A 24,029-nucleotide genomic window follows, 5' to 3' on the forward strand; every position below is an offset into this window, starting at 1 on the left:
CAATAGCACCAAGCCAAGGCATCTATGCACCAATCTTCTACAAGTCATGCTCAATTTGGTGCATACAGGTATACATTTTTGGCATAATTGTGAACATGCGCTGCGGCGCTTTTGTTTTGTGCCCTTGAAAGACTAGCCCTCCATGAAGTACGCCAACCTCGACCAATTTCTGCAAGACGTTGCTGCCCGCAACCCTGGCCAACCTGAATTTTTGCAAGCCGTCACTGAAGTGATGGAGTCGTTGTGGCCCTTCATCGAGAAAAACCCCAAGTACGCCGACAACGCGCTGCTGGAACGCCTGGTCGAGCCTGAGCGCATCATCCAGTTCCGCGTCAGCTGGATGGACGACAAGGGCCAGGTACAGGTGAACCGGGGCTTCCGCATTCAGCACAGCATGGCGATTGGCCCCTACAAGGGCGGCCTGCGCTTTCACCCCTCGGTCAACCAGTCGGTACTGAAGTTCCTGGCTTTTGAGCAGACCTTCAAGAACGCCTTGACCACACTGCCCATGGGCGGCGGCAAGGGTGGCTCTGACTTTGACCCCAAGGGCAAGAGCCCAGCCGAAGTCATGCGCTTTTGCCAGGCTTTCATTCAAGAGCTGTTCCGCCATGTGGGCCCAGATACCGACGTACCTGCTGGTGACATCGGCGTGGGTGGCCGTGAAGTGGGCTTCATGGCAGGCATGTACAAAAAGCTGTCGAACAACGCCGCCTGCGTGTTCACTGGCAAGGGCCTGACCTTCGGTGGCTCGCTGATCCGCCCTGAAGCCACTGGCTACGGCACCGTGTACTTTGCCCAGGAAATGCTGGCCACTCGCGGCCAGACTTTTGAAGGCAAGACCGTATCGGTTTCCGGCTCTGGCAACGTGGCGCAATACGCCGTAGAAAAAGCCATGCAACTGGGTGCCAAAGTGGTGTCGGTATCTGACTCTTCGGGCACCGTGTATGACAAAGATGGCTTCACCACAGAGAAGCTGGCCATCCTCATGGACATCAAGAACCACAAGTATGGCCGCGTCAACGAATACGCCCAGCTGGTGGGTGCCGAGTTCTTTGCTGGTCAGACACCTTGGCACATCAAGGTAGATGTGGCCCTGCCTTGCGCCACACAGAACGAATTGAACCTGGACGATGCCAAGACCCTGATCGCCAACGGCGTGCTGTGCGTGGCAGAAGGTGCCAACATGCCTTCCACCATCGAAGCGGCCAAGGCGTTCGAAGCCGCTGGCGTGCTGTACGCACCGGGCAAGGCCTCCAACGCAGGTGGCGTGGCCACCTCCGGTCTGGAAATGTCGCAAAACGCTGCCCGCCTGAGCTGGCCTGCTGAAGAAGTGGACGCCCGCCTGCTGCAAATCATGCAAGGCATCCACGCCGCCTGCGTCAAGCACGGCAAGCGCGACAACGGCTCCGTCAGCTACATCGACGGTGCCAACATTGCTGGTTTTGTGAAGGTGGCAGAAGCCATGCAGGCTCAGGGCGTGATCTAAATCGGCCGCAATCAGCCGCTTTAAGCTGCACATCAAAAAAGGAACCTCCGGGTTCCTTTTTTTGTTTCGGGCAATGAAAAGCCCAACCTCCTTGAGTGCTTGAATCGCCTTGCTGGAGCGCTACCAATGTCCTAGCAACAGCAAGGACTGCCACAGGGCGCTATAACTGCGCCCCCCGGAATGCATGGGCATTCCAAAGCAAGTGCCAACCTGTGGTGGTGCTTACTGGCGCAACCCAAAAGGCTGTGCTTGCAGCGTAGCGACCTTCTTTGACAGCGCTTTTGACAGCGCTTTGAACGTGAAATTTTCTCTGAACAACATAGTGGCCGCTCTCGGCCTGCTCGGCGTTTGTGCCACCGCTGCAGCTGCTGACTCCAGCGTGACGATGTACGGCCGTATCGATACCGCCATCGAATCCGTCAAGACGGGCAATGACCGCATCAACGGCGTAAACAACAGCAACTCTTACTTTGGCTTCAAGGGTCAGGAACACCTGGGCAATGGCCTGAAGATGGGCTTCATCCTGGAAAGCGCCATCAACTCCGATGACGGCAGCATCAGCAACACCGAGTTTTTCAGCAACCGCAGCGAGCTGAATCTGGAAGGTGCCTTCGGTACTGTGCGCATGGGCCGCTTTTTAAACCCCTCGTACTACGCTGTGGCTGACCGCACCAGCCTGCACAACGAGGACTACGGCATCACCGCCGATGCGCTGTACGCAGGTGTTGAAAACGCCAACAACCGCCTGGCTTACAAGTCACCCGCCATGGGCAGCCTGACCGTGGAGTCCTCCGTCAGCTTCCACGAACGCTCCGCTGACAATCTGGGCAAGAACGCGTATGACCTGGCCGCCAACTATGACCATGGCAACTGGTCGTTCGGTGCTGGTTACGGCGAATGGGCGCAAGCCAGGCAATACGCACTGCGTGCAACATGGTCAGAAGGTGGCTGGACGGTCTCCGGCTACCACCAGCGCAGCCAGGACTTGGTGGCTGGCGTGACACAAAAGGCCAACGCAAGCCGCATCGCCGTGGCATATGGGGTGGGCGCGGGCGACATTCAGGCCAACTTTGGCCATGCCAATGGTGCAGGCCCGGCACAAGCGCAGCAATGGACCGTGGGCTACAACCACCACCTGAGCAAGCGCACCAAGCTGTACGCCTTCTACACCGTGCTGCAAAACAGGCACGGTGCCAGCTTTGGCTCTGACGACATGGTGGCCAACGAAGACCGCAAGGCTGTGTCCGCGGGCATTCGCCACAGCTTCTAAAGCCCGGGCTTGCAAAGCACACAAAAAAAAGCAGCCCTCGGGCTGCTTTTTTCATGGCCATTGAGTGCCCTTTGGCCTAGCCCTTGGCCCGCATTACTGCCGCATCACACCAGCGCTGTGCCACTTTGGGCGTGGTGATGCACACCGCCTCGTGCGTCACCGTTGTGACCGCACGCTCCAGCAACTGAATGTCGGCCTCGTGCTGACGGGCCACGTGCGGGTCTTCAAAGAAGATGGCCCGCTGGCAGCGGCGCTCCAGCACCAGATCCGCAATCTGCGCATCACCGCCCAAGGGGCCGCTGTTGTAGCGATCCACCCAGGGCTTATCGGCCGGCCAGCCCTTGCTCCACGCCATTTCATTGAGTTTCTGGCCCGTAGTACCCGTGCCCACCCGGCGCTTGAAGCGCGAGAGCAGCTCAAAGTTGTGTGCCGCAAAATCCAGCATGGCGGGCTTCATGGCATCGTGGGCAATCAGTGCCAGCGTGTGGCTGGCATAGTCATGAAAGCGGTCTGCATGCCGGTCGCGCACCAGGCCTGCATGAATGCGCTCCATCTCTATCCAGTCGCGTGCACTGGCTACGGTCGACAAAAAGGGCTTGCCATGAATGACGCACTGGCGCTTCAAGGCCAGCGCTTCCGGAAAAATAGAAGACGGGTCGACCGGGTCTGTCAGGTAAATGGCACCATCGAGCGTGCGCCCCTCACCCATTCCGACCACCTCGGCCACCAGCTTCATCAAGCCGCCCTCGCGGCCATAGGGGTAGCGCACCAGCCCCGGGTAGCGGTGCATCATGTCTGCCGCAGCAATGGCATCGTAAGTGCGCCCCACAGCGTGCAGGCCCAGGTTCAATTCACGAATGCCTGACTCACACGCCCGCAGCAAATCAAACAGGGCGGCGTCTTCGGTCTGGTGATGGAGCCGGTTGGCGGCAAGGCCTAAAAGCATGGTCTGATTCATCCTTAACAACACAGGCACTTGGTCGTGCACACTTGCCGGCAAGCATAGACCCAAAATACCAACCTATGAAACTGTCCGGGATGACTTCGCCTCCAGCACTGCGCACCTTGGCGTGGACTTGCGCTGTTGCGCTGGCACTGACGATTGCTGGCTGCACGGCCCTCGATGCCAAGCAGCGCGAGATGATCTTTCAGCCCAGCGACCGCATCTGGCAACGCGCCAATATGCAGGGCATGGACGATGTGTGGATCAGCTTTCGCAGCCAGCACGCACAGCAGGATGTGCGCCTGCATGGTTTGTGGCTCCCCCACCGCAACCCCGAAGCACCCGTGATGCTCTATCTGCACGGTGCCCGCTGGAACGTCACAGGCTCTACGCTGCGCATGCGCAATATGCACAGCTTGGGCTTTTCGGTGCTGGCCATTGATTACCGGGGCTTTGGCCAGACCGAGCCCAAAGAACTCCCCTCTGAAATCACCGCACGCGAAGATGCCTTGGCCGCATGGCAATGGCTAGCGCAGCATCACCCCGATCAGCCTCGCGTTATCTTTGGCCACTCGCTCGGTGGCGCCATTGCGATTGACCTGGCCACGCGCGTCAACGATGAGCAAGCGCTGATTGTGGAAGCCACTTTCACCAACATTCGTGACATGGCGCGTGGTTTTCAATGGGGCTGGCTGCCTGTGGGGCCGCTGATCACGCAAAAGTTCGACTCGCTGTCCAAAATCAAGCAAGTGGGCAGCCCCGTGGTCGTGGTGCATGGCAGTGCCGACGCCCTGATACCGCAGGCGCAAGGGCAGCAGCTGTATGAAGCCGCCATCGGGCCCAAGCAATGGGTTTTAGTAGATGGCGGCACCCACCACAGCACCAACAGCGCAGGCCTGCCCCAGTACCGCGCTGCATTAAGCCAGCTGCAAGGCTTAAAAAATCCATAGCTGCTGGTGCTTGCCAGACAAGCATCAACAGCATTTTTGGCATCTGTTCTATCCAAGCGACACCACGCCCAGGTGGTTCTGCTAGCCTGCGCAAGACCGTTGGTCGACGGTCTTTTGTTTGCTACCTGGTACGTGTCTCTGTGTCATCTTCTCCTGCTTCGGTTACCGCATCTACTGCGGCCATGTCCCCGCTTTTCATCATCGGTTTGCTGGCCCTGCTGCTGGGCTTTCAGCCGCTGACCACCGATTTGTACCTGCCCGCCATGCCACTGCTGGCGCAGCAGCTCGATGCCTCCGTGTCACAGACACAAACCACGTTTTATGCACTGATTTTGGCCTTTGGCTGCTCACAGCTGGCATGGGGCCCTGCGTCTGACCGCTGGGGCCGTCGCCCCATCTTGCTGGCAGGCATTGGCTTGTATGTGCTGGCAGCTCTGGGCTGTGTTTTCGCCCCCGACATGGATGCCTTGATCGCTTTTCGCGCACTGCAGGGCGCGGCCATGGGGGCGGTTGTCATGGCCGCACGCGCCATCGTGCGTGATCTGTACCAGCCTGTGCAAGGCGCTCAGGTCATGTCCAAAGCCTTGTCTGGCCTTGGCGTGCTGGCCTGCTGCAGCCCTTTGATTGGCAGCTGGCTGGCCATTCATGTGGGCTGGCGCTCCACCATGGCGGTGCTGGCTGTGGTGGGTATTGCCACCTGGCTGCTGGTGTGGCTGCGCTTTCAGGAAAGCATGCAGCACTTCAATCCACACGCACTGCAGCCACAGCGGCTGTGGCACAACTGGAGCGCCATTGTGCGCAACCGCACCTTTTTGGCCTACACCGCCACCACCACCTGCTCCTATGCAGGGCTGGTCGTCTTTCTCACCGGCTCGCCCTTCACGTTCATCGATGCACTGGGCTGGACAGCCACCGCCGTAGGCTGGCTGCTGGCTGCCAATGGCGTGATCTATATCGGCGGCACCATGCTGTGCCGCAAACTGCTGCCACGCATGGGCGTGCGCAATACCGTAGCTGTGGCCGGTGCGCTGGCCATGCTGTGCGCCGTGCTGCTCATCGCGCTGGCTTTGGCCGATGTACGCAACGGCATGGCCTACGCCTGCGTGTGCCTGCTGTTTCCGATTGCCCACGGCATTCAGCAGCCCTGCGGGCAAAGCGGTGCTGTCAGCACCTTCCCCAAAGCTGCAGGCATGGCCTCTGCCCTGAACGGCTGCATCATGATGCTGTTTGCCTTTGCCACCGGGCAAATTCTGGGACGCAGCTTCAATGGCACTGTGTACCCCTTGGTTTTCGGACTGGGATTCTGGTGTTTGGCCGCAGCCTTGGCATCATGGACGCTGGTGCGCCGCCACGGTGCCCCCAGCGCGCATTAAGGCACGCTGGTTTGGTTTGAACCGCTTTTCGTTTGCTGATCTTGACTGCCTCCACCCACACACTGCCCTGCATTGCCATTGCAGGCCCGACCGCCTCTGGCAAAACCAATGCTGCACTGGCGCTGGCCGCCGTTCTTGCTCAACGCGGCCAGGCCAGCGAAATCATCAGTGTGGACTCTGCACTGGTCTATCGCACCATGGACATCGGCACTGCCAAGCCCTCCGCCCAAGAGCAGGCGGCGGTGCCCCACCACCTGATTGATATTCTGGACCCCCTGCAGTCCTACAGCGCTGCGGAGTTTGTTCAAGACACCCAGCGTCTGGCTGGTGAAATCCGTGCACGCGGCGCAATTCCAGTGCTGGTAGGTGGCACCATGCTGTACTTCAAAGCCTTGCTCGATGGCATAGATGACATGCCTGCCGCAGACCCCGAAGTACGCGCCCAGCTGGATGCGCAGGCTGCAGAAATAGGCTGGCCAGCCATGCATGCACAGCTGGCCAAGGTAGACCCGGAGACTGCAGCACGCCTGGCCCCAGCAGACAGCCAGCGCATTCAGCGTGCGCTGGAGGTGTGGCATGTCTCCGGTCAACCGCTGTCCAGCTTTCATCAATCCAAAAAAAGAGCTGAAAACGCACAGCCTGCGTTCGATTGCACCCTCTTTTCTTTAGAACCCAATAACCGCGCCTGGCTGCACGAGCGGATTGCCCAGCGCTTTGACGACATGCTGCAAGTCGGCTTTCTGGACGAGGTCAAGGCTCTGCGCGCACGCGGCGACCTGCACCTTGATGTCTCCAGCATGCGCTGCGTGGGCTACCGCCAGGTGTGGGAAGAGCTGGACTGGCAAGAACGTCAGGGCAAGCCGAGCATCAACATGCATCTGGTACGTGAAAAAGGCATTGCCGCCACCCGTCAGCTGGCCAAGCGCCAGATCACCTGGCTGCGCAGCATGCCCCAGCGCCACACCATTGCCTGCGATGACCCCATGGCCACCATGCATCTGGTGCAAGCAGCCTTGTCTGTGGTGCAGGCTGCCCAGGCACCCTCCAAAGCCTGAATGACCTCATTTGCAGGGTGCTCAACCTACGTTCTGACACACGGCTGCGCCTTGTGCAGGCCTAGGATGCATGTATTTGCTTGATCAAGGAGCCGCCCATGCCAAGCCCCCGCTTTTCGTTATTGCCGCGCTGTCTCAGCTATGCAGCGCTGGCTGCCAGCCTGCTGATCTTGTCTGGCTGCGCGCAGGACCATTACTACCAGCCCTCTGAAACATCAGCCAGCCAGAAAAGTGGCGTAACGGTGTACGGTGAGATTGACACCAGCGTAGTGCGTACACGCTAGCTAGCCCTAGAGCCTGCAGCTACAGGCCGTCAGCATTGCGCTGCGACGGTTACCAAACGCTACGTTATCATTCACTAACTGCTCCCAATAGGGAGCAGTTTTTACGTGATCGGTGCCCACAAGCTGTTCTAGCAAGGGTTAAACGGGAAACAGGTGCGCTACACCCACTGGTGCCAGCCATGCCTGTGCTGCCCCCGCAACGGTAAATGCGATTAACTGCGTCATCAAACCACTGGAGCCCTGGCTCTGGGAAGGGGACGCAGCTGCCTGACCAGACAACGCATGAGCCCGGAGACCGGCCGAAACGTACTTGAGCGGATGTGCTGCGGGGTAGCTCAGACGCGCACAGCATGCGCTGTGCGCTGAGCACCGGCCACGCAGCCCATCCATGTGCGACACACCACATCTTGCGGGGACGCAAGCCGTGGTCAGATGGGTCTTCTTCATGTCATTCCGTTTTTCCCGGTGCTCACTGGCTGTGAGCGCCGCCTTGTCCGTGCTTGCGCACGGTGCCAGCGCCCAAGAAACTTTCAACACCCCGGTGACCGTGTCTGCTACCCGCATAGACATGAGCGACCAAGATGCGCCCTACGCCTCTGAAGTCCACACCCGCAGCGATATTGAACGCTCTGGCGCCAGCTCGCTGTTTGATTATCTGGCCCAGCAAACCTCGCTGCAGGTCACACCCAGCTACGGCAACCGCTACGCCCCCCAAATCAGCATGCGTGGCTACGGCAACGATGGCTTTCAGAACCTCGTCATCTCCGTCAATGGCCGCCGTCTGAACAATATCGACATGGCACCGCAGCTCATCGGATCGATTTCCCTGAGCGACATTGAACGCATTGAAATCACCAAGGGCAGCGGCGCTGTCATGTTCGGCGATGGTGCTACTGCCGGCACCATTCAGATTTACACCAAACCCCACAACGGCGTCAGTCTGGAGACCTATGCAGGCAATTACGGCAACCGTGGCGCGATTGCCACTGCAGGCCTGGTGCGTGAAAAGTTTGACCTCTCAGCCACGCTGGACCACAGCAAGGCCGGCGGCTTCAGCGACAAAGATCCTTCGGGCCACAAAGACCAGTCAGAAGCCAACACCTGGCGTTTCGCCGCTGGTGTCAAGCCCGTCGACAACCTGCGCTTGGACTTTGAAGCTGGCTCCTCGCACATTGATACGCGCTACCCCAGCTCACTGACACTCAAAGAGTTCAATGCCACGCCGGGCATGAACAAAAACAGCCTCTATACCCAGCAAAAACTGCAAACTGACCACTGGAGCCTGGGCGCTGACTACCAGCTCAACACGCAATGGAAGCTCTCTGCGCGCCACCACGACGAGGACAAGTCTTCGCTGTACCCAGCCTCTAAGTTCGCCTCAGACTACCGCTACATCTCCAACGAGCTGGCCTTGCAATACCAAAATGATGCCGTGGTCATCAATGCAGGTTTTCAGGATTTTGATGGCGTGCGCTCACAAGTGGACAACCGCACGACCAAAGACAATCGCGCACTCTTCCTGCAGGGCCAGTACATGCTGGATGCGCTCACGCTGTCGGCGGGTGTTCGCCGGGAACAGGTCACATACCGCTACAACCCAATCGCAGGCCAGTCCATTGAATCCGACAAACGCCTGACCTCTTGGGAGCTGGGCGCCAACCACCGCCTGTCGCCCCAGCTGGCCTTGTTCGCCAACTACAGCGATGCCTTTGTCACTCCCGATGTGGATCGCTTTTTCACCACAGACTGGATGACCGGCATCACATCCTTTAATGGTTTCATTGAGCCAGCCAAGGTACGAACGCTGACCGTGGGCGCCAACCACAACACCGAGCGCAACCGTCTGAAGTTGTCTGCTTTTTACGCGAAGCTTTCCGATGAAATCTATCTGGAACCCTTCTCGTTCAAAAACACCAACATCGACAAATCGCACAAATACGGTATTGAGCTGCAAGACCGCCTGCAAATCTCGCCCCGCGTGACTGGCCATATCAACTACGCATGGACGCGCGCCATCATTGACCGCGAGAACGATGGCGCCGGTGCATTCAACGGCAAGGAGCTGCCTGGCGTCTCCCGCCACAGCATCGTTGTGGGCCTGAATGTGCGTGTGGCAGAGCACGGCAACCTGCACCTGTCGCATACCTGGCGCAGCAGCACATGGGCAGCGGGTGACTTTGACAACAACAACGTGCAAAAACAGCGTGCGTTTCAAAGCACTGATGTCACCTACCGCCACCAGCTGGCCAAACACTTTGAGATGTACGCAGGCATCAGCAATCTGTTCGATCGCAGCAACGGCATCTGGGTGCGTGACGACGCCATTTACCCAGTGAACTTTGAACGCACCTGGAAACTGGGTGCGCGCATTCAGTTTTAAGCACCTTCACACAGGCTGATGTGCATGGTGCAATCCATGCAACATGCATAAAAACAGCTGCCAGCGCTTATGAAAAAAAGCACTGGCAGCTGTTTTTTTTAGCTCATTGCTTTGCCAGAGAAACTTCTGGGCAACGCAGCAGGCCTGCCTGCCAAAGCGGTCTCACTGCCCGTGCAGCGCCACTTCCTGCTCCACCTCGGCATGCATTTGCTGCATGCGGCTCGAAGGGGCTTTGCCCAGCAGGCTGAACACCACCACCGAAATCGATGACAGCACAAAGCCGGGGATGATTTCGTACATGCGAAAGATCGGATACACCTCTTTGTGGGGCACGCCATACATCTTCCACAGCAGCACCGTGACGGCGCCCACAATCATGCCGGCCAACGCGCCATTACGCGTCATCCGGCTCCACAGCAGCGACAGCAGCACAATCGGGCCAAACGCGGCACCAAAACCGGCCCATGCATAGCTCACCATGCCCAGCACCATGGACTTGGGGTCTTGCGCAATCACAATCGCAATCACCGCAATCGCAAACACCATGGCACGGCCAAACCACACCAGCTGCTTGTCACTGGCTGTCTTGTGCAAAAAGGTTTTGTAGATGTCTTGCGTGAGGGCGCTGGAGCACACCAGCAGCTGGCACGACAAGGTAGACATCACCGCCGCCAGCACAGCAGCCAGCAGCACGCCCGCAATCCACGGGTTAAACAGCAGCTTCACGGCCTCCAGAAACACCGTCTCTTCATTGGCATTCACCATGCCCGCCACATCAGGGCGCTGGCCAAAAAAGGCAATGCCAAAAAAGCCCACTGCCACCGCACCGCCCAGGCACAGCATCATCCACGACATGCCAATGCGGCGCGCCTTGGGAATGGTCTTGATCGACTCAGCGGCCATAAAGCGCACCAGGATGTGCGGCTGACCAAAGTAGCCCAGCCCCCACGCCAGCAACGAGACAATCGCCACCACGTCCAGCTTGCCCACCATGTCAAACGCACCGGGGCGTGTGACCTCAATCACCGCTGCCGATGCTGCCACGCCGCCATCGGCGTAAATCACCATCAGCGGGGCCAAAATCAGCGCCGTAATCATCAGCGCAGCCTGAATCGTGTCTGTCCAGCTCACGGCCAGAAAGCCACCAATGAACACATAGGCCATGGTGGCCAGCGCCCCCACCCACAGCGCAGTCTGGTAATCCATGCCAAACATCGACTCAAACAGCCGCGCCCCAGCCACCACACCGGAGGCGCAGTAAATGGTGAAGAACACCAAAATCACCACAGCAGTGACGATGCGCAGCAAGCTGCTGGTGTCTTCAAAACGGTTGGTAAAGTAGTCGGGCAAAGTCAGCGCATTGCCCACCTTCTCGGTGTACACCCGCAGCCGGGCCGCCACAAAGCGCCAGTTCAGCCACGCCCCCATACACAGGCCTACGGCAATCCAGGCTTCTGACAGGCCTGACAGGAACACCGCACCGGGCAAGCCCATCAGCAGCCAGCCACTCATGTCAGATGCACCGGCCGACAAGGCCGTCACCACACTGCCCAGGCTGCGCCCGCCCAGAATGTAATCCGAAAGATTGGTGGTAGCGCGGTAGCCCATCCAGCCGATCAGCAACATGCCAATCAGATAGATGGCAAACGTCACCAGCGTCGGTAAGTTGGCTGTCATTCGAATCTCTCCTCCAAGTCTTATCAATGGCGACAGGGCTGCCGCACACGTTCACAGGCACTGCAACCGTGCTGACACCCAGATACAGCCATCCAACCGGCACAAGGAATCCGAACGGGCGCTCACCACAGCCCCGTGCACCAGGCATTCAAACCTAGTGCAAACCCTTAATTTAAACAGGTGTTGCCACCGCCCGACGAATGGTCACTCCTATGCCGTCCGTCGCTGGTGGACATTGCTGCGACAGTCAACTCCCCATTGCCAAAGCACCCTTGCTGCACCTCAGCTTGCCGATTTGGGTACAGTAACCCCCCTTGCCAAGCCCGGCCCGCGCATCCGCGCATGCACACAAGAACACCATGACCCAAGATAACGACCGCATCAAAGAACTCAAAAAAATTGAAATGTGCGATGCCTGCGCAGGTATCCAGCGCAACTGGCGCAAGACCCCCGGCCATGTGGAACTGGCTCAGGGCACCAACTACACGCGCGAGCGTGAAACCGGCAAAGTCACCGTCACCCGCTATGTGTGCGAGCGCTGCGGCACCAACTGGGAATACGAAAACGACAAGAAGAACCAGCACGCAGGCTGGTCGCTCACCGGTCGCCGTGCCACCAAGAACTAAAAGCTATGGCTGCTCGCGCTGACTGCATCAGCGCCCAGCGCCAAAAGCCAAAAGCACCTTGAAAGCTGCCCTGCACACGCCAAGGCAGCTTTTTTTGCGCGCTGGCGCACCCAGCGGCAGTCACTCAGCCCACTCAACCTGCTTGGCAGGCTTTGACGGCGGCAGCCAGCCCTGCACAGGCACTGCTCAAAGGGCGTGGCCCGGCAGTCACCAACTGCGCCGCGCCCCCCATTGACGCCTGTGCCAGCACCACCTGCGCTGCCCCCTGCGCATACGCTGCATCTGCGGCACGGGCCACACAAACCCAGTAGGCTGACAGTTGCCCTGCTTTGAACAAGGCCCAGGCCCCCTCCACCAGGCGCACATCCACTACCGCCAGGGGGTGATGGGCCGCAGCGTGCAAAAACAGCTCTGTGGTGGGCTGCACGGTGGTGGCCACTGCACACAGAACCACTACACGACCATTCACACGGGCCGCCGCTTGCGCCAAGGCAGCATCGGTGCGCAATACCGGCACCCGCGTTTGCGACAGCATGGTATGGGCCACCGGCCCCAGCGTAGAACACGTCAGCAGCACTGCGTCGGCTGAAAAAGCCAGCTCCATCAAGGCACGCTGCGTGGCATCCTCAATCTGAGCTGTCACCCCGCCAGCCGCTTCGGCATCTGCCAATAAATCGGGGCGCACGCCATGGCAAAGCACCCCGGCTGGCAGGCCCAGTTGCAGGGCCGCATCTTCAAAAACAGCCACATTGCTGTGTGCAGTATGCAGGCAGGCAATACGCATGAATGTTTCCTGTTTTCTTCTTAACAGCAGACATAAAAAAGCTGCCGTGCCACATGGCACAGGCAGCCTTGGTGCAGACCTGTCTTCAGTGCTTAAAAACCTGCGCCCGGCTGGCTCAGGTATTCTTTTTCTGCAGGGGTGCTTGCACGGCCCAAAATGCTGTTGCGGTGCGGAAAGCGTCCAAACTGCTCAATCACCACCTGGTGCTTGCGCGCGTAATCCAGCGTCATGCCAAAGAACTCCTGCAGCTCAGGGCTGGCCTCCAGTGCCAGTTGCTCAAACGCCACGACACTGTTTTCCTGCATGCCCGCATCTTCAGCATGCTCCAGCGGCAGGTACAAAAAGATGCGTGCCACGGTTGGAATGCTGTCATCCACATCCCAGCCCCGGTCAATCCCCTTCAAGGTCAATTGCAGCGCCTTGGCATCGCCTGCAAAGCTCTTGGGCGTGCCGCGATAGGCATTGCGCGTGAACTGGTCCAGCACAATCAGCACCGAAAGCAGCCCCAATGGCGACTCCATCGCCTCACCATCGAGTTTGCCCGCCAGCGCCTCCTGCAGCACTGCGCCAAACAGGTGGCGGATCTCTTCATCCGTGGTTTCCGACTTGGTGAACCACAACGATTTGCGCGACAGCGCACTCTCGTTGGTCGGCATTTCTGCGCCCAACCAGTACTCCAGCACCTGCGACAGGCGCGGGTCCAGCGCGTGTGCAATCGGCAAAGACAGTGGCTTGGGGGTGTCAGACATGGGCAATCCCTTTTCTCAGTAACTCAACCTATCTACTACGCCGACTGAGCAATCACAGTACGGCAGCCTGTGCGGGCATGGTGCATGGCTGTGTCACAAATGGCAAGGCAAGCAACCCATAGGCGCACCCCAGCCAGGGGTTGAAGGGCCTGGCATCACAAGTCCCTTGCCACCTGTCTTTCCCATGCGCCAACGTATTTTGCAAAAGCAAAAGCAAAAGCAATAGCTAGTAGTGAAGACTGCACCTGCGTTGCGTTGTTGCATAAAGCGCAATGCAACGGGCTGCAGGCTTGCAGCAAGCGTCAGTCCCTAAATGCCACTGCCCACCATGCATTGATGCAACAACGCTCTTCACTATTAAAAAAGTTTGCTGTAGCTCACCGATAGCCCCATATTGAACTCGCTGGAAAACGCATCCCGCTCAGCGCCAATGTCAACGGCCACGGCACTGGCAGCGTCCAGGTGGTAAACGTATCCGGCAGAGACGTATGGGCGCAGCGCTTTGCGCTTCAAAGCACTTTCCAGATTAAAGGTCTCGGCCCCTGGCACATCTGAGGTGCCAGCAAACTTCATGCGCTGAACGCTCAGGTCCTGCTCAAGCCCCGCCGCCAGCCGAAGCTGTGTCTTACTGCCCACGGCCTTTTGCGCCGTCACACCCAGCCCCAGCACCGTGGCCTTGAGGCTGGCTTTTTGATAAGAGGCCCGGAAATCACCATGGGCATCGTCATAGGCTGCCAGCTTGCTGCGCTGCTGCGTCAGGGCCACTTGTGGCGTGACCAGCCAGCCGCTGGAATGGCTTATCCCAAAACCCACTGCCACGCGGGCCGCAAGCGCATTCAAGCTGGCGGTACCGCTCACCAGCTCAACGTTGCTCAGCCCCTGTCCCCGCGTGATGGTGTTGTTTTGCTGGCTGTATCCCACGGCAGCTTGGATCTGCCAGCCGTTGCCCGCCTGCCCAGACTGGCTATAGGCCAGCCAGCCGCTAAGGCCATAAGTGCTATCAGGGTCTACAGCACTATGGCGCAAGCTGGCGTGCCCCAGCAGCAGGTTGCCGCCCCAGGTCCACTGCTCACTCAGGCCGTAGCCCAGCGTCACCACCCCCTGTGTCTGCTGACGGCGGCCAATGCCTGCGTCAGCGCCCACCGCATCAAAAGAGCCAGTCACTTTAAAACAGCTCACCCCGGGCTTGCCAGTGGCGCACTGCGTTTGCAGCAGCCGAGCCATGCGCATTTGTTGCTGGGCTGCGGCCAGCTCTTTATCTGCCGCAAGCTTTGGCAGCGAAGACAGCAAATTATTGAAATCTTGCATGCTCGTGCGGTAGATAAAGGCACGAGTTACCCCTTGGTCAGTGCTCGCACTACCCACCACCGTGCGGCCATCGGCACTGACCCCATAGGCCGAACTCCAGCCCATGCCATCGGCTGTGAAATCGCCCAAGTCTTGCATGCCACTCTCACTGCTCCAACGAAAGGCGTGCGCATTTGCACCGGAGCCGTAGTCAGCCAGTCCCACCACAGCACTACCATCGGCGCTGACTGCACGGGCCGCACTCCAGCCCGTGCCGCTGGCTGTTAAATCGCCCAGATCCTGCATGCCGCCATCGCTGGTCCAACGGTAGGCGTGCGACCACCAGCTAGAGCCGTAGTTCGCTTCTCCCACCACGACACTGCCATCGGCACTAACCGCACTGGCCTCACTCCAGCCCGTGCCGCTGGCTGTTAAATCGCCCAGATCCTGCATGCCTCCATCACTGGTCCAGCGGTAGGCATGCGACCACCAGCCAGAGTCGTAGCTAGCCTCCCCCACCACCACGCTGCCATCAGCACTGATCGCAATGGCATTACTGCTCCCCGTACCACTGGCAGTTAAATCACCCAGGTCCTGCATGCCACCAGCGCTGGTCCAGCGAAAGGCATGCGCATTTGCACCGGTGCCGTAATCTGCACCACCCACCACAGCACTACCATCGGCACTGATCGCATTGGTATAACTTGTCCCTGTGCCGCTGGCCGTTAAATCACCCAGGTCCTGCATGCCCCCCTCACTGGTCCAGCGAAAGGCGTGATACTTCCCGTAAAGGACGTAGTCAGCCTGCCCCGCCACAACGCTGCCATCGGCGCTGGCCGAATAGGCAACGCTCCAGCCCGTGCCATTGGCTGTTAAATCGCCCAGGTCTTGCATGCCGCCATCACTGGTCCAGCGAAAGGCATGGTACTTTCCACCAGAGCCGTAGCCCACCTGCCCCACCACCACGCTGCCATCGGCACTCACGGCATTGGCATTACTCCCCGTGTCGCTAGATGTGAGGCCACCCAAATCTTGCATGCGGTTTAAACCTGCGGCATATACCTGCGCATGGGCAGTTGCCGCCAGCAGCGGTAAAAGCAGATTGGATAAAGTTAGTTTTTTCATATGAAATAAACCTTTTCTCAATGAGATCGGTATTTATAAAAATCTCTCTCAAATGTGTATTGCTGCTACGGCAGCCATTAGCAGGAGAGAGAAAATAAAAATTCAAAGAGGCAGCAGGGCATCAATCAAATTTGAGGTGAACGCCCTCAAAAAACCCAGCGGTTGCTAAGCAACGGCTGGGTCAGGGTGGCGGCATAAATCACTGAATGAATTCAATATGACTGCTCCAGCAGCAACTGGCGATGCATGCATCACGCCATCAATGCCCACACAGCGCATGGAGTGGCGCAATAGTCGTCAATGTCTTAATGAATCAGGACGTTGTAGCTACTCGCTTTTATCAGAGAGCTAAAATTCTACGAACATGAAGACAACGAATAAACAAGAAATTTCTTGATAACTAGCAAGACTCTTCTTGAATGCAAAAAATAAATATTTATTTCAAATATTCACTTTTCAAAACCGCTGCTGCATCAATCTGCAGATAATTGCAAATTATAAAAATACATGTTTATCAAAGATAAAACACCGAATAATGTGCAGATCAAATAACCTCAAAAAATAAAAAATAAAAAATAAAAAATAAAAAATAAAAAATATCTGATATGCATGCAACATGCATTGAAATGCAGGGTAGCAAGTAGCAAAATCAATCAAATGTTTTGGCTTTTACGATGCATCAGCGGCATCTCAAATGCTCTCCAGAAATTTTCAGAAGTAACGTACCCATGCTCTCCCACCTCCTTCTAGGCACCAACAACCTCCACGCCAGCCGCCAGTTCTATGACGCCATGCTGGGCATCTTGGGCGCAGCACCCAGCACACATACCAACGTAAACGGCTATGAACGCCATGTGTGGGACCACGATGGCACGCGCCTGATGATTGCCACGCCGCGTGATGGAGAAGCTTGCACCCACTACAACGGCTTTACGCTGGGTTTCAAAACCACGTCAATTGCGCAGTTGCACCAGGCACTGGACGCTGCGCTGGCCCATGGCGGCGTGGCCGTGGAAGATGCCCCGGGCTGGCGCAGAGCGCCGGGCAATGACCGCTATCTGGCCTATGTGCGTGACCCGGCAGGCCACAAGCTGTGCCTGATGTTCCGCGAGGCATGGGCAAAGTCTGCATAAAGCACAGCTGCTAGCGCTTGCTGCATAAGGGCTAAGGGCCAATTTCGCTTTGCATCCAAAACTCTGCAGCAAGTGTTGACAACAGCAGGCAGCAAACCCCACCCCACCTGCGCGCGTAAGCGTCGCGCAGGCCACGGGCAGTTCTTCATTTCTCCGGCAGCTGTTTGAACGTAGCGGCCAAGCCGCGCAGTGAGTTTTGCCGGACAGCCGTCGGCGACGCGCTTTTTGGTTCCTTTTTGTCGCGCACAAAAAGGAACTCGCCCGCCGGTGCGACCAACCGGCTCCTGTCTGCAGCACAGGCGTGAGGCTGTTCAGAGACCCATCGCCAAATCAACCTCCAGCACAGTGACAGCCATCGCTGCTAGCTATGAAATCAGCACCCATCCATCACCTGCGCGACGCAGTTACGCCAATTGCGCCACTAGCATGTTGCACGGGCAGCAGCCTTTAAAAAACCAAAGGAGACAGACACCATGTTCAGCCACATCATGCTCGGCGCCAATGACCTTGATGCATCCGTGAAGTTCTACAACGCGCTGCTGGGCGCAGTGGGCGGCAAGCCCGGCGTGCAAGACCGCCACCGCTATTTCTGGCGCCATGCGGGCAGCACCTTTAGCGTGACCACGCCCATCAACGGCGAGCCCGCTACGGTATCCAACGGCTTTACGCTGGGTTTTTCCGCTGATTCGGTCGAGCAAGCAACGAAAGCCTATGAAGCAGCACTGGCCGCTGGCGGCACCGCCATTGAAGACGCCCCAGGCTGGCGCGGCGATGAGCGCATGAAACTGTATCTGGCTTATCTGCGCGACCCATCGGGCAACAAGGTGTGCCTGATGCACCGCCCACCTAAACCTCAATAAATCAAAGCGCCCAAGCACCTGCTGCACCACGCAGCTTGTGCCCCAGGCCACTGCCCAGCAGTGGCCTTTTTTGACTGAGCAACCAATGCCTCCTGACCATCGGCACTGGACCTCAGGCAGCGGCATGTCACATGCACGGCACCCTTTAAGACGTATCGCGCACAGCAAGCACTGCGCATGCACGCCAGATGCCCTATGGGCCAGTGGTTGCGCCGCAGGGGGTGGCTTCTCCTTAGCGCATTCAGAACAAACGACAGGAATTTTTATAAATCAAACTGTCAGTTTCTAAAAATTATCGAAATATCATTTCTATCTGCCATCACAGATATTTATCTGAAGCTATGGCTTTGCTGAGTTTTTGCAATTTATAAATGAACATTTTGTTTTTTTGATTGCAAAATGTGCCAGTTCGCCAGTGCAATACCCGCACAACCGGGCACTGTCACAGCGATGAGAGGCTTGCGTGGATTGGCGCCATCCACGGCATTTCATTAATCGCAACCCCTTTGGTGGGCATTTATGAATGAAATCGTAGTCACCGCTTACAACCCCTTCTATGTGGCGCTCTCTTTCTTTTGTGCATTCATGGGGGCCTATACCGCCTTGGCCTGTGTGTACAAATTGCTGGCCTACCAGAAGGCGCACATCAATCACCGCCTGGATCAGCTGACCGGCAAGCGCACGCAGCTAGCGGCGGTGCCCACCCCCAAGATGTACTTTGCCACCTTGCTGGTGGCGGGCATTGCATTTGGTGGGCTGGGGGTGTGGTCGATGCACTTCATTGGCACGCTGGCTTTGCGCATGCCGATTGCAATCGATTACTCGATCGGTATCACCTTGCTGTCATTGCTGGCCGCCGTAGCTGCGGCCACATGGGGGCTGGGCATTGTGGCCGAGAACCCGCACAGCAAAACCCGGCTGGTACTGGCCGGTGCTATTTTGGGGCTAGGGGTGAGCGCCATGCACTATCTGGGCATGTACAGCATGAACTTTGATGGGTTCTTTTTATGGAATCTGGGCATGGTGGCGCTGTCGTGCCTGATTGCGTTTGTAGCGGCAACGACTGCCTTGTGGATGGCTTTTGCCGCTTCATCCAACTACGCACGCTTGTTTGCGGCGGCGTTGATGGGTGTGGCCGTGTGCGCCATGCACTACACAGGCATGGCTGCGGCCGATGTGGTGTGCACCACCAGCACACCGCTGCTGCCACTGAACAGCGCCCGCGCCATTAGCGTGCCGCAACTGCCTGTGCTGCTGGTGATGCTGATTGTGGTGATCACCTTTATCGTTGCGCTGAACCGCATGTATACACGCCAGTTCAAGACTTAGCGCCGCGCATGCAGGCTGGCAGCCACGCACAGACAATAAAAAAGCCCGCTACGTAAGCAGCGGGCTTTTTTATTTGGAATTGGACGGCGATTCTTACGCGATCACCGTGTTACGGCAGAACGTCTCTGCAGCTGTCACTTTAATTTTTTTCGTCGAAGTGCACGACGTACTGGCGTGAGATACAGCATTGTTTGCGCAAACAACCTCGAAATTATAACTTAATTCTCAAAATTAAGCAATCGTACTAACTTTCAGTGCTAAAGAGCGCTGTCTGTTGTGCAGCGGCCAGGCGGCCAGGCATGCAAGCTGGCTCAGCCTTCGGCCTTAAAGCCAGTACTTTTCACGACCGGGCCCCACTTTTCAATATCAGCTTTAAGCATTTGGGCAAATGCATCACGCGAAGATGGAGTGACGCCGAATGCCATTTCGGCCAAAGCTTTTTGTACTTTGGCACCCGAAAAGCTGTGGGTGGCCGCCGTATGCAAGCGAGCCAGCACTTCCGGTTTGGTGCCCCTGGGGGCCAGCAAGCCAAACCACTCCTGTGATGTCATGTCACCCATGCCCAGCTCTGCAAAGGTGGGCACATTCGGAAGCTGGGCGATGCGCTTGGCGCTGCTGACTGCCAGTGTGCGAACCTTGGGGCTGTCTGCGTAGGGGATGGCTTCACTCACGACATTAAAGCTGGATGAAAGCTGCCCACCCATGACATCTTGCAGGGCCAAGGCTCCGCCTTTATAAGGCGCATGCACATAGTTAGCACCCACTCTTGAAGCAAACATGGCACCCAGAAAGTGCGGCGTAGTACCTGCACCGGGTGAACCATAGGAGGCTTGCTGCGGATTGGCCACCAGCCACGCGCCAAACTCTTTGAGTGAGCGAACACTGTCTGGCACCAGAGAGCCAACATTCACGCTATAGGGCAAAGCGCACAAGGAGGCAATGGGGGCCAAATCGGTCAGCGGGTTGTAGCTGAGCTTGTCGTACACATGGGGGTAGATGGTGAGGATGGAGCCGGGGGTGAGCAGCAGGGTCAGCCCATCGGGTTTGGCGTTCTTGACGGTATCCACGGCAATGCGCCCGCCTGCGCCGGGGCGGTTGTCTACCAGCACAGGCTGGTCAATTTCATCGGCAAGGTATTGCGCCAGCTGGCGCGCCACGTAATCGGCAGAACCCCCAGCTGCAAAGCCCACGACAAGACGAACCGCTTGTTTGGCATGGCTGGTGTTGAGCATCCAGGGAGAAACGCTGAGCGCTGAGGCAGAGGCAGCAAGAAAATGGCGGCGCGAAGTCATGGTGAATGCTTTGTCTGGAATTATTCAAAATGCAATGAGAATTAAATGCAGAGAAATGGCATCGGACTGATGGCATTGCATCGGTGGCAGAAAAACATGCCCGGTGAAGCCCCCCATCACCGCCCTGCCCCATTTTTAGCTTCTCATTGTGATTGGGCGCGATTTTAGAAAGCGTTCTCGCACGTTCTTGCTCAATGAGGTCCAAGAGCAGCTAGGGATTACCAGCTTGCGGCATTGACATGAATAGATTAGGGTTAACCATTAATGCGCCATTAATACTGCATTCAGTTAAAACCTGCACCAGCCTCTGTCCGCGCAACGATTTCATGCTTCATCAGGGCCAACCCACACGCAGGAAAAATGCACCAAATTCATCAAAAGCCCCTGAATTAGTCAAATATTGCGCAGCTGCTCACGCCACATTCAAATAAAAATCAAAGAAATTGGCTCGCACAGCCCATGAATAAAACGATATTCGCTATCTTTTAAATAGCACCTGCGCTACCCATATCCCCGCTGTGTTCAGCCGCGCCCGGTGGGCAGTGCTATGCCGCACTGCTGCATGCCGAAAAAGACTGTGCCCCATACTTGGGCCGTCTTTCAACCCTCGCCTGCCTGTTGAGCAGGTGGCGCACACAGGAGAATGCGTGCAATCAGCAAGCGACCAATGGTTCGACGAGGCGTACTACCAGCGCTTTTACTTTGACAAAAAGACCAGCGTGGTGGACCCCGAGCACATTGAGCGTCTGGGCACTTTTGTGTGCAGCTATTTGAAGTATTTGCGGGTTCCCGTTGCACGCGTACTGGATGTGGGCTGTGGCATTGGCCTGTGGAAGGATGTGGTGCAAAAGCAGTTCCCCGGCTGCAGCTACCAGGGAGTGGAGTTCAGCGAGTACCTGTGTGGCCGCTTTGGCTGGGAGCGCGGCTCTGTGGTGAATTACAAGTCCAGCGAACCCTTCGATCTGGTCATTTGCCAAGGCGTACTGCCCTACCTGAGCCCTGCCGATCTCAAGCTGGCACTGCACAACCTGGGCCAGCTCTCGCGGGGGGCGCTGTATCTGGAGGCAGTGGCACGCGAGGACTATGAGCGCGACATCATCGATGAAGACCTGACGGACCCCCGCCTCTTTCGCCACCGTGCAGCGCTGTACCGCCAGGGGCTGGCGCAGAACTTCAATGAACTGGGCGGCGGGCTGTGGCTCAGCCGCAAGGCGGCAGTGCCTGTGTTCGAGCTGGAGTGCGCAGGCGGCGGGCACTAAGACCTGCAAACGCCACCCTGAATACGTCGCTGCTTGGCCTTGTCGCACGCCTGTACTGCCTGCGGTTTCGCGCATCGTCTTCAAGGAAAATCAAAGATTTGTTCGATGGTGTGAACGGCTCTAAACGCTGCAGCCCCCACCCAGCAAGCCGCTGACTGGCGTTTGAGGCAAAGCAGCAATGCATCAGCTCCAAGCAGAGCAAGCACTTTGCCCTGCACCCCTGTGGGTAAGCAGCGACAATCCATCGCTTGCCCATGTCTGCTTTACCCCCACTCTTTCCTCATGCTGTTGCGCGTTTGCGTGCCGCACGCCTTGCGCTCAGTACACGGCCATTCTTGGCCCGTGGCGGCCCCAAAGGTGAGCGCTGTGACGGCTGCCGCCTGCGCCCCAGCCATTGCCTCTGTGCTCTGCGCCCTGACTTGAACACCCACGCAGGCATGTGCCTGCTGATGCACGATGCCGAGCCCATGAAGCCCAGCAACACGGGCTGGCTGATTGCCGACGTTGTGCGCAGCACCTTTGCCTTTGGCTGGAGCCGCACCGAAGTCAGCGAAGAGTTGATGGCTTTGCTGCAAGACCCGCAATGGCAGCCGTATGTGGTCTTTCCCGGAGAATTTGTAGACCCCCCAGAGCGCGTGATGCACGCACTGCCTGCAGCCTCTGTGGCGTCTGTGGCGTCTGTGGCGTCTGTGGCATCTGCGGGCTACGCTCGACGCCCTTTGTTTATCTTGCTGGACGGCACATGGTCTGAGGCCCGCAAGATGTTCCGCAAAAGCCCATATCTGGACGGTCTTCCGGTGCTGAGCCTCAAGCCTGAACAGATTTCGCGCTACCGCCTGCGACGCTCCAAACGCGAAGACCACTTTTGCACCAGCGAAGTGGCTGCACTGTGCCTGGAGCTGACGCAGCATCCGCAGGATATGCACGCAGGCCATGTGCTGGAGCACTACCTTGAGGTGTACACCCACCACTATCTGCAGGCTAAAAATCAGCTGCTGCCAGATACCAACAGCGTGGCACACACCGCTTTTCGCGCAGCACAGCAGCCATCGTGAATACAGCGGGCAGGCATGCCCGTGACCATAATTTGCATAACACCGGGATGTCTTAAGCCAGTGGGACAATTTGCAGCAACGGCTGCTGGATGTGCATGGCGGCCCATGTGAATGCGAACCCCCATGAAGTCTGTTGCGAAGTTCTCCCTGACATCGGTGGCTGTTTCTGCCGCCTTTTTTGCGTCTGCTTTAACGGCTGTGGCTGCCACGCCTGACTCCCCCACGCTGCAGCGCTGGCAAGCCGGTGGCACCGTAGTGCTGGGTGTTCGTGAAAGCGCAGCGCCCATGTCGTATGCGCTGGGGGCCAATGAAAAGTTTGTGGGCTATCACACGGAGTTGTGCGAAAAAGTGGTGCATGCCATTGCGCCCAAGGCCAAGCTGAAATACATGGTGCTGACGGCGCAGAACACCATGCCCTTGATCCACAACGGCACGGCAGACTTCAATTGCGCCAGCATGACCAACAGCCTCAAGCGCCAGGATCAGGTAGCGTTTGGACTCACCACTTATGTCAGCGAAGTGCGCATGGCTGTGGCCAAGAGCAACCCCATCAGCAGTTTCAAGCAACTGGATGGCAAAAAGGTGGCAGCGATTACCGGCACCACGGCCGTACAGATTTTGCGCCGTTATGCGGCGGACAACGGCATTCAGTTTCAGACTTTGATGGCCAAGGACCACTTTGAAGCCTTCTTGCTGCTTGAGTCTGGCCGCGTGGACGCTTTTGTGCTGGACGACAACATGCTGGCCGGTGTGATTGCGCAAAGCAAAAACCCGCAAGACTACAAAATTGCGGGTGAAGTCATTGGCGCAGAGCCGATTGCCATTCAATTTAGCAAGAGCGACCCGGCAATCAAGCAGGCCGTGGACGATGTGATCCGCCAGTTGATTGCCAATGGTGAGATAGAGCGCCTGTACGCCAAGTGGTTTACGCAGCCAATTGCCCCCAAGAACATGAACTTGAATTTGCCGATGGGCATTACGCTCAAGAAGATGCTGGCTCAGCCCAATGATGTGCCGGTGGAGCAATTTGACAGCGTGCGATAAGCCAGTCTCTTGCAACGCAGTGGCCCGCAGTGCCCGCATTGCAGGCTCACAGTGCCACAACAAAAAAC

The 24,029-nt window shown here is 57.6% G+C and carries 20 protein-coding genes and 1 riboswitch; of the genes, 14 read left to right on the top strand and 6 right to left on the bottom strand.

Going from position 1 to position 24,029, the window contains the following annotated elements:
* Nucleotides 1–142 precede the first annotated feature (142 nt).
* Complete coding sequence (gene gdhA / locus H9646_RS08730; RefSeq protein ID WP_191722979.1) at nucleotides 143–1,486, top strand: NADP-specific glutamate dehydrogenase; 1,344 nt, start codon at nucleotides 143–145, stop codon at nucleotides 1,484–1,486.
* Nucleotides 1,487–1,784: 298 nt separating this feature from the next.
* On the top strand, nucleotides 1,785–2,756 hold the full coding sequence (locus H9646_RS08735) for a porin (RefSeq protein ID WP_191722980.1): 972 nt from the start codon (nucleotides 1,785–1,787) through the stop codon (nucleotides 2,754–2,756).
* Between the two features lie 76 nt (nucleotides 2,757–2,832).
* Here H9646_RS08735 and H9646_RS08740 read toward each other — a convergent pair whose 3' ends face one another.
* Nucleotides 2,833–3,702 carry a methylglyoxal synthase gene (locus tag H9646_RS08740; protein WP_191722981.1) on the bottom strand — a complete coding sequence of 290 codons (870 nt, stop codon included), beginning with the start codon at nucleotides 3,700–3,702 and terminating at the stop codon, nucleotides 2,833–2,835.
* Nucleotides 3,703–3,794: 92 nt separating this feature from the next.
* Here H9646_RS08740 and H9646_RS08745 point away from each other — a divergent pair, with 92 nt between their 5' ends.
* From H9646_RS08745 to H9646_RS08765, 5 genes are all read left to right on the top strand, one after another.
* Nucleotides 3,795–4,649, top strand: coding sequence for an alpha/beta hydrolase (locus tag H9646_RS08745; protein ID WP_191722982.1), 855 nt, complete (start codon nucleotides 3,795–3,797; stop codon nucleotides 4,647–4,649).
* A gap of 182 nt (nucleotides 4,650–4,831) precedes the next feature.
* The gene (locus H9646_RS08750; RefSeq protein WP_191722983.1) at nucleotides 4,832–6,022 is read left to right on the top strand and encodes a multidrug effflux MFS transporter; all 1,191 of its coding nucleotides are present in this window, start codon (nucleotides 4,832–4,834) and stop codon (nucleotides 6,020–6,022) included.
* A gap of 32 nt (nucleotides 6,023–6,054) precedes the next feature.
* On the top strand, nucleotides 6,055–7,077 hold the full coding sequence (gene miaA, locus H9646_RS08755; protein ID WP_404813091.1) for a tRNA (adenosine(37)-N6)-dimethylallyltransferase MiaA: 1,023 nt from the start codon (nucleotides 6,055–6,057) through the stop codon (nucleotides 7,075–7,077).
* A gap of 98 nt (nucleotides 7,078–7,175) precedes the next feature.
* Entirely contained in the window at nucleotides 7,176–7,361 is a 186-nt protein-coding gene (locus H9646_RS08760) for a hypothetical protein (RefSeq protein ID WP_191722984.1), read from the top strand.
* Nucleotides 7,362–7,454: 93 nt separating this feature from the next.
* Nucleotides 7,455–7,678: riboswitch (cobalamin riboswitch) on the top strand.
* Between the two features lie 128 nt (nucleotides 7,679–7,806).
* On the top strand, nucleotides 7,807–9,741 hold the full coding sequence (locus H9646_RS08765; RefSeq protein ID WP_191722985.1) for a TonB-dependent receptor: 1,935 nt from the start codon (nucleotides 7,807–7,809) through the stop codon (nucleotides 9,739–9,741).
* Nucleotides 9,742–9,903: 162 nt separating this feature from the next.
* Here H9646_RS08765 and putP read toward each other — a convergent pair whose 3' ends face one another.
* Entirely contained in the window at nucleotides 9,904–11,418 is a 1,515-nt protein-coding gene (gene putP / locus H9646_RS08770) for a sodium/proline symporter PutP (protein WP_191722986.1), read from the bottom strand.
* 359 nt (nucleotides 11,419–11,777) lie between these two features.
* Between putP and H9646_RS08775 the strand changes: the two genes are divergently transcribed.
* On the top strand, nucleotides 11,778–12,044 hold the full coding sequence (locus tag H9646_RS08775) for a hypothetical protein (protein ID WP_191722987.1): 267 nt from the start codon (nucleotides 11,778–11,780) through the stop codon (nucleotides 12,042–12,044).
* 133 nt (nucleotides 12,045–12,177) lie between these two features.
* On the opposite strand, the gene H9646_RS08780 is transcribed toward H9646_RS08775, so the two are convergent.
* From H9646_RS08780 to H9646_RS08790, 3 genes are all read right to left on the bottom strand, one after another.
* Nucleotides 12,178–12,828, bottom strand: coding sequence for an aspartate/glutamate racemase family protein (locus H9646_RS08780; RefSeq protein WP_191722988.1), 651 nt, complete (start codon nucleotides 12,826–12,828; stop codon nucleotides 12,178–12,180).
* Nucleotides 12,829–12,920: 92 nt separating this feature from the next.
* Complete coding sequence (locus H9646_RS08785; RefSeq protein ID WP_191722989.1) at nucleotides 12,921–13,577, bottom strand: DUF924 family protein; 657 nt, start codon at nucleotides 13,575–13,577, stop codon at nucleotides 12,921–12,923.
* Nucleotides 13,578–13,934: 357 nt separating this feature from the next.
* Complete coding sequence (locus H9646_RS08790; RefSeq protein WP_191722990.1) at nucleotides 13,935–15,989, bottom strand: autotransporter domain-containing protein; 2,055 nt, start codon at nucleotides 15,987–15,989, stop codon at nucleotides 13,935–13,937.
* 728 nt (nucleotides 15,990–16,717) lie between these two features.
* On the opposite strand from H9646_RS08790, the gene H9646_RS08795 reads away from it, so the two are divergent.
* The 3 genes from H9646_RS08795 to H9646_RS08805 all read left to right on the top strand — a co-directional run bounded on the left by H9646_RS08795 (nucleotide 16,718) and on the right by H9646_RS08805 (nucleotide 19,311).
* Nucleotides 16,718–17,122: a VOC family protein gene (locus H9646_RS08795; RefSeq protein ID WP_191722991.1), complete on the top strand. Its 405-nt coding sequence runs from the start codon at nucleotides 16,718–16,720 to the stop codon at nucleotides 17,120–17,122.
* A gap of 473 nt (nucleotides 17,123–17,595) precedes the next feature.
* On the top strand, nucleotides 17,596–17,982 hold the full coding sequence (locus H9646_RS08800) for a VOC family protein (protein ID WP_191722992.1): 387 nt from the start codon (nucleotides 17,596–17,598) through the stop codon (nucleotides 17,980–17,982).
* Between the two features lie 519 nt (nucleotides 17,983–18,501).
* Nucleotides 18,502–19,311, top strand: coding sequence for an MHYT domain-containing protein (locus H9646_RS08805; protein WP_191722993.1), 810 nt, complete (start codon nucleotides 18,502–18,504; stop codon nucleotides 19,309–19,311).
* A 311-nt stretch (nucleotides 19,312–19,622) separates the two neighbouring features.
* Here H9646_RS08805 and H9646_RS08810 read toward each other — a convergent pair whose 3' ends face one another.
* On the bottom strand, nucleotides 19,623–20,603 hold the full coding sequence (locus H9646_RS08810) for a Bug family tripartite tricarboxylate transporter substrate binding protein (RefSeq protein ID WP_191722994.1): 981 nt from the start codon (nucleotides 20,601–20,603) through the stop codon (nucleotides 19,623–19,625).
* Between the two features lie 647 nt (nucleotides 20,604–21,250).
* Here H9646_RS08810 and H9646_RS08815 point away from each other — a divergent pair.
* From H9646_RS08815 to H9646_RS08825, 3 genes are all read left to right on the top strand, one after another.
* On the top strand, nucleotides 21,251–21,862 hold the full coding sequence (locus tag H9646_RS08815; protein ID WP_191722995.1) for a class I SAM-dependent methyltransferase: 612 nt from the start codon (nucleotides 21,251–21,253) through the stop codon (nucleotides 21,860–21,862).
* A 254-nt stretch (nucleotides 21,863–22,116) separates the two neighbouring features.
* Nucleotides 22,117–22,917, top strand: a complete 801-nt coding sequence (locus H9646_RS08820) for a tRNA-uridine aminocarboxypropyltransferase (RefSeq protein WP_191722996.1) — start codon at nucleotides 22,117–22,119, stop codon at nucleotides 22,915–22,917.
* A gap of 123 nt (nucleotides 22,918–23,040) precedes the next feature.
* Nucleotides 23,041–23,961 (top strand): amino acid ABC transporter substrate-binding protein, encoded by a 921-nt coding sequence (locus H9646_RS08825; protein WP_225214075.1) that lies wholly within the window; start codon nucleotides 23,041–23,043, stop codon nucleotides 23,959–23,961.
* The last annotated feature ends 68 nt before the right edge of the window (nucleotides 23,962–24,029 follow it).

The organism is Comamonas avium (genome assembly GCF_014836675.1).
Classification (GTDB): Bacteria; Pseudomonadota; Gammaproteobacteria; order Burkholderiales; family Burkholderiaceae_C; genus Comamonas; species Comamonas avium.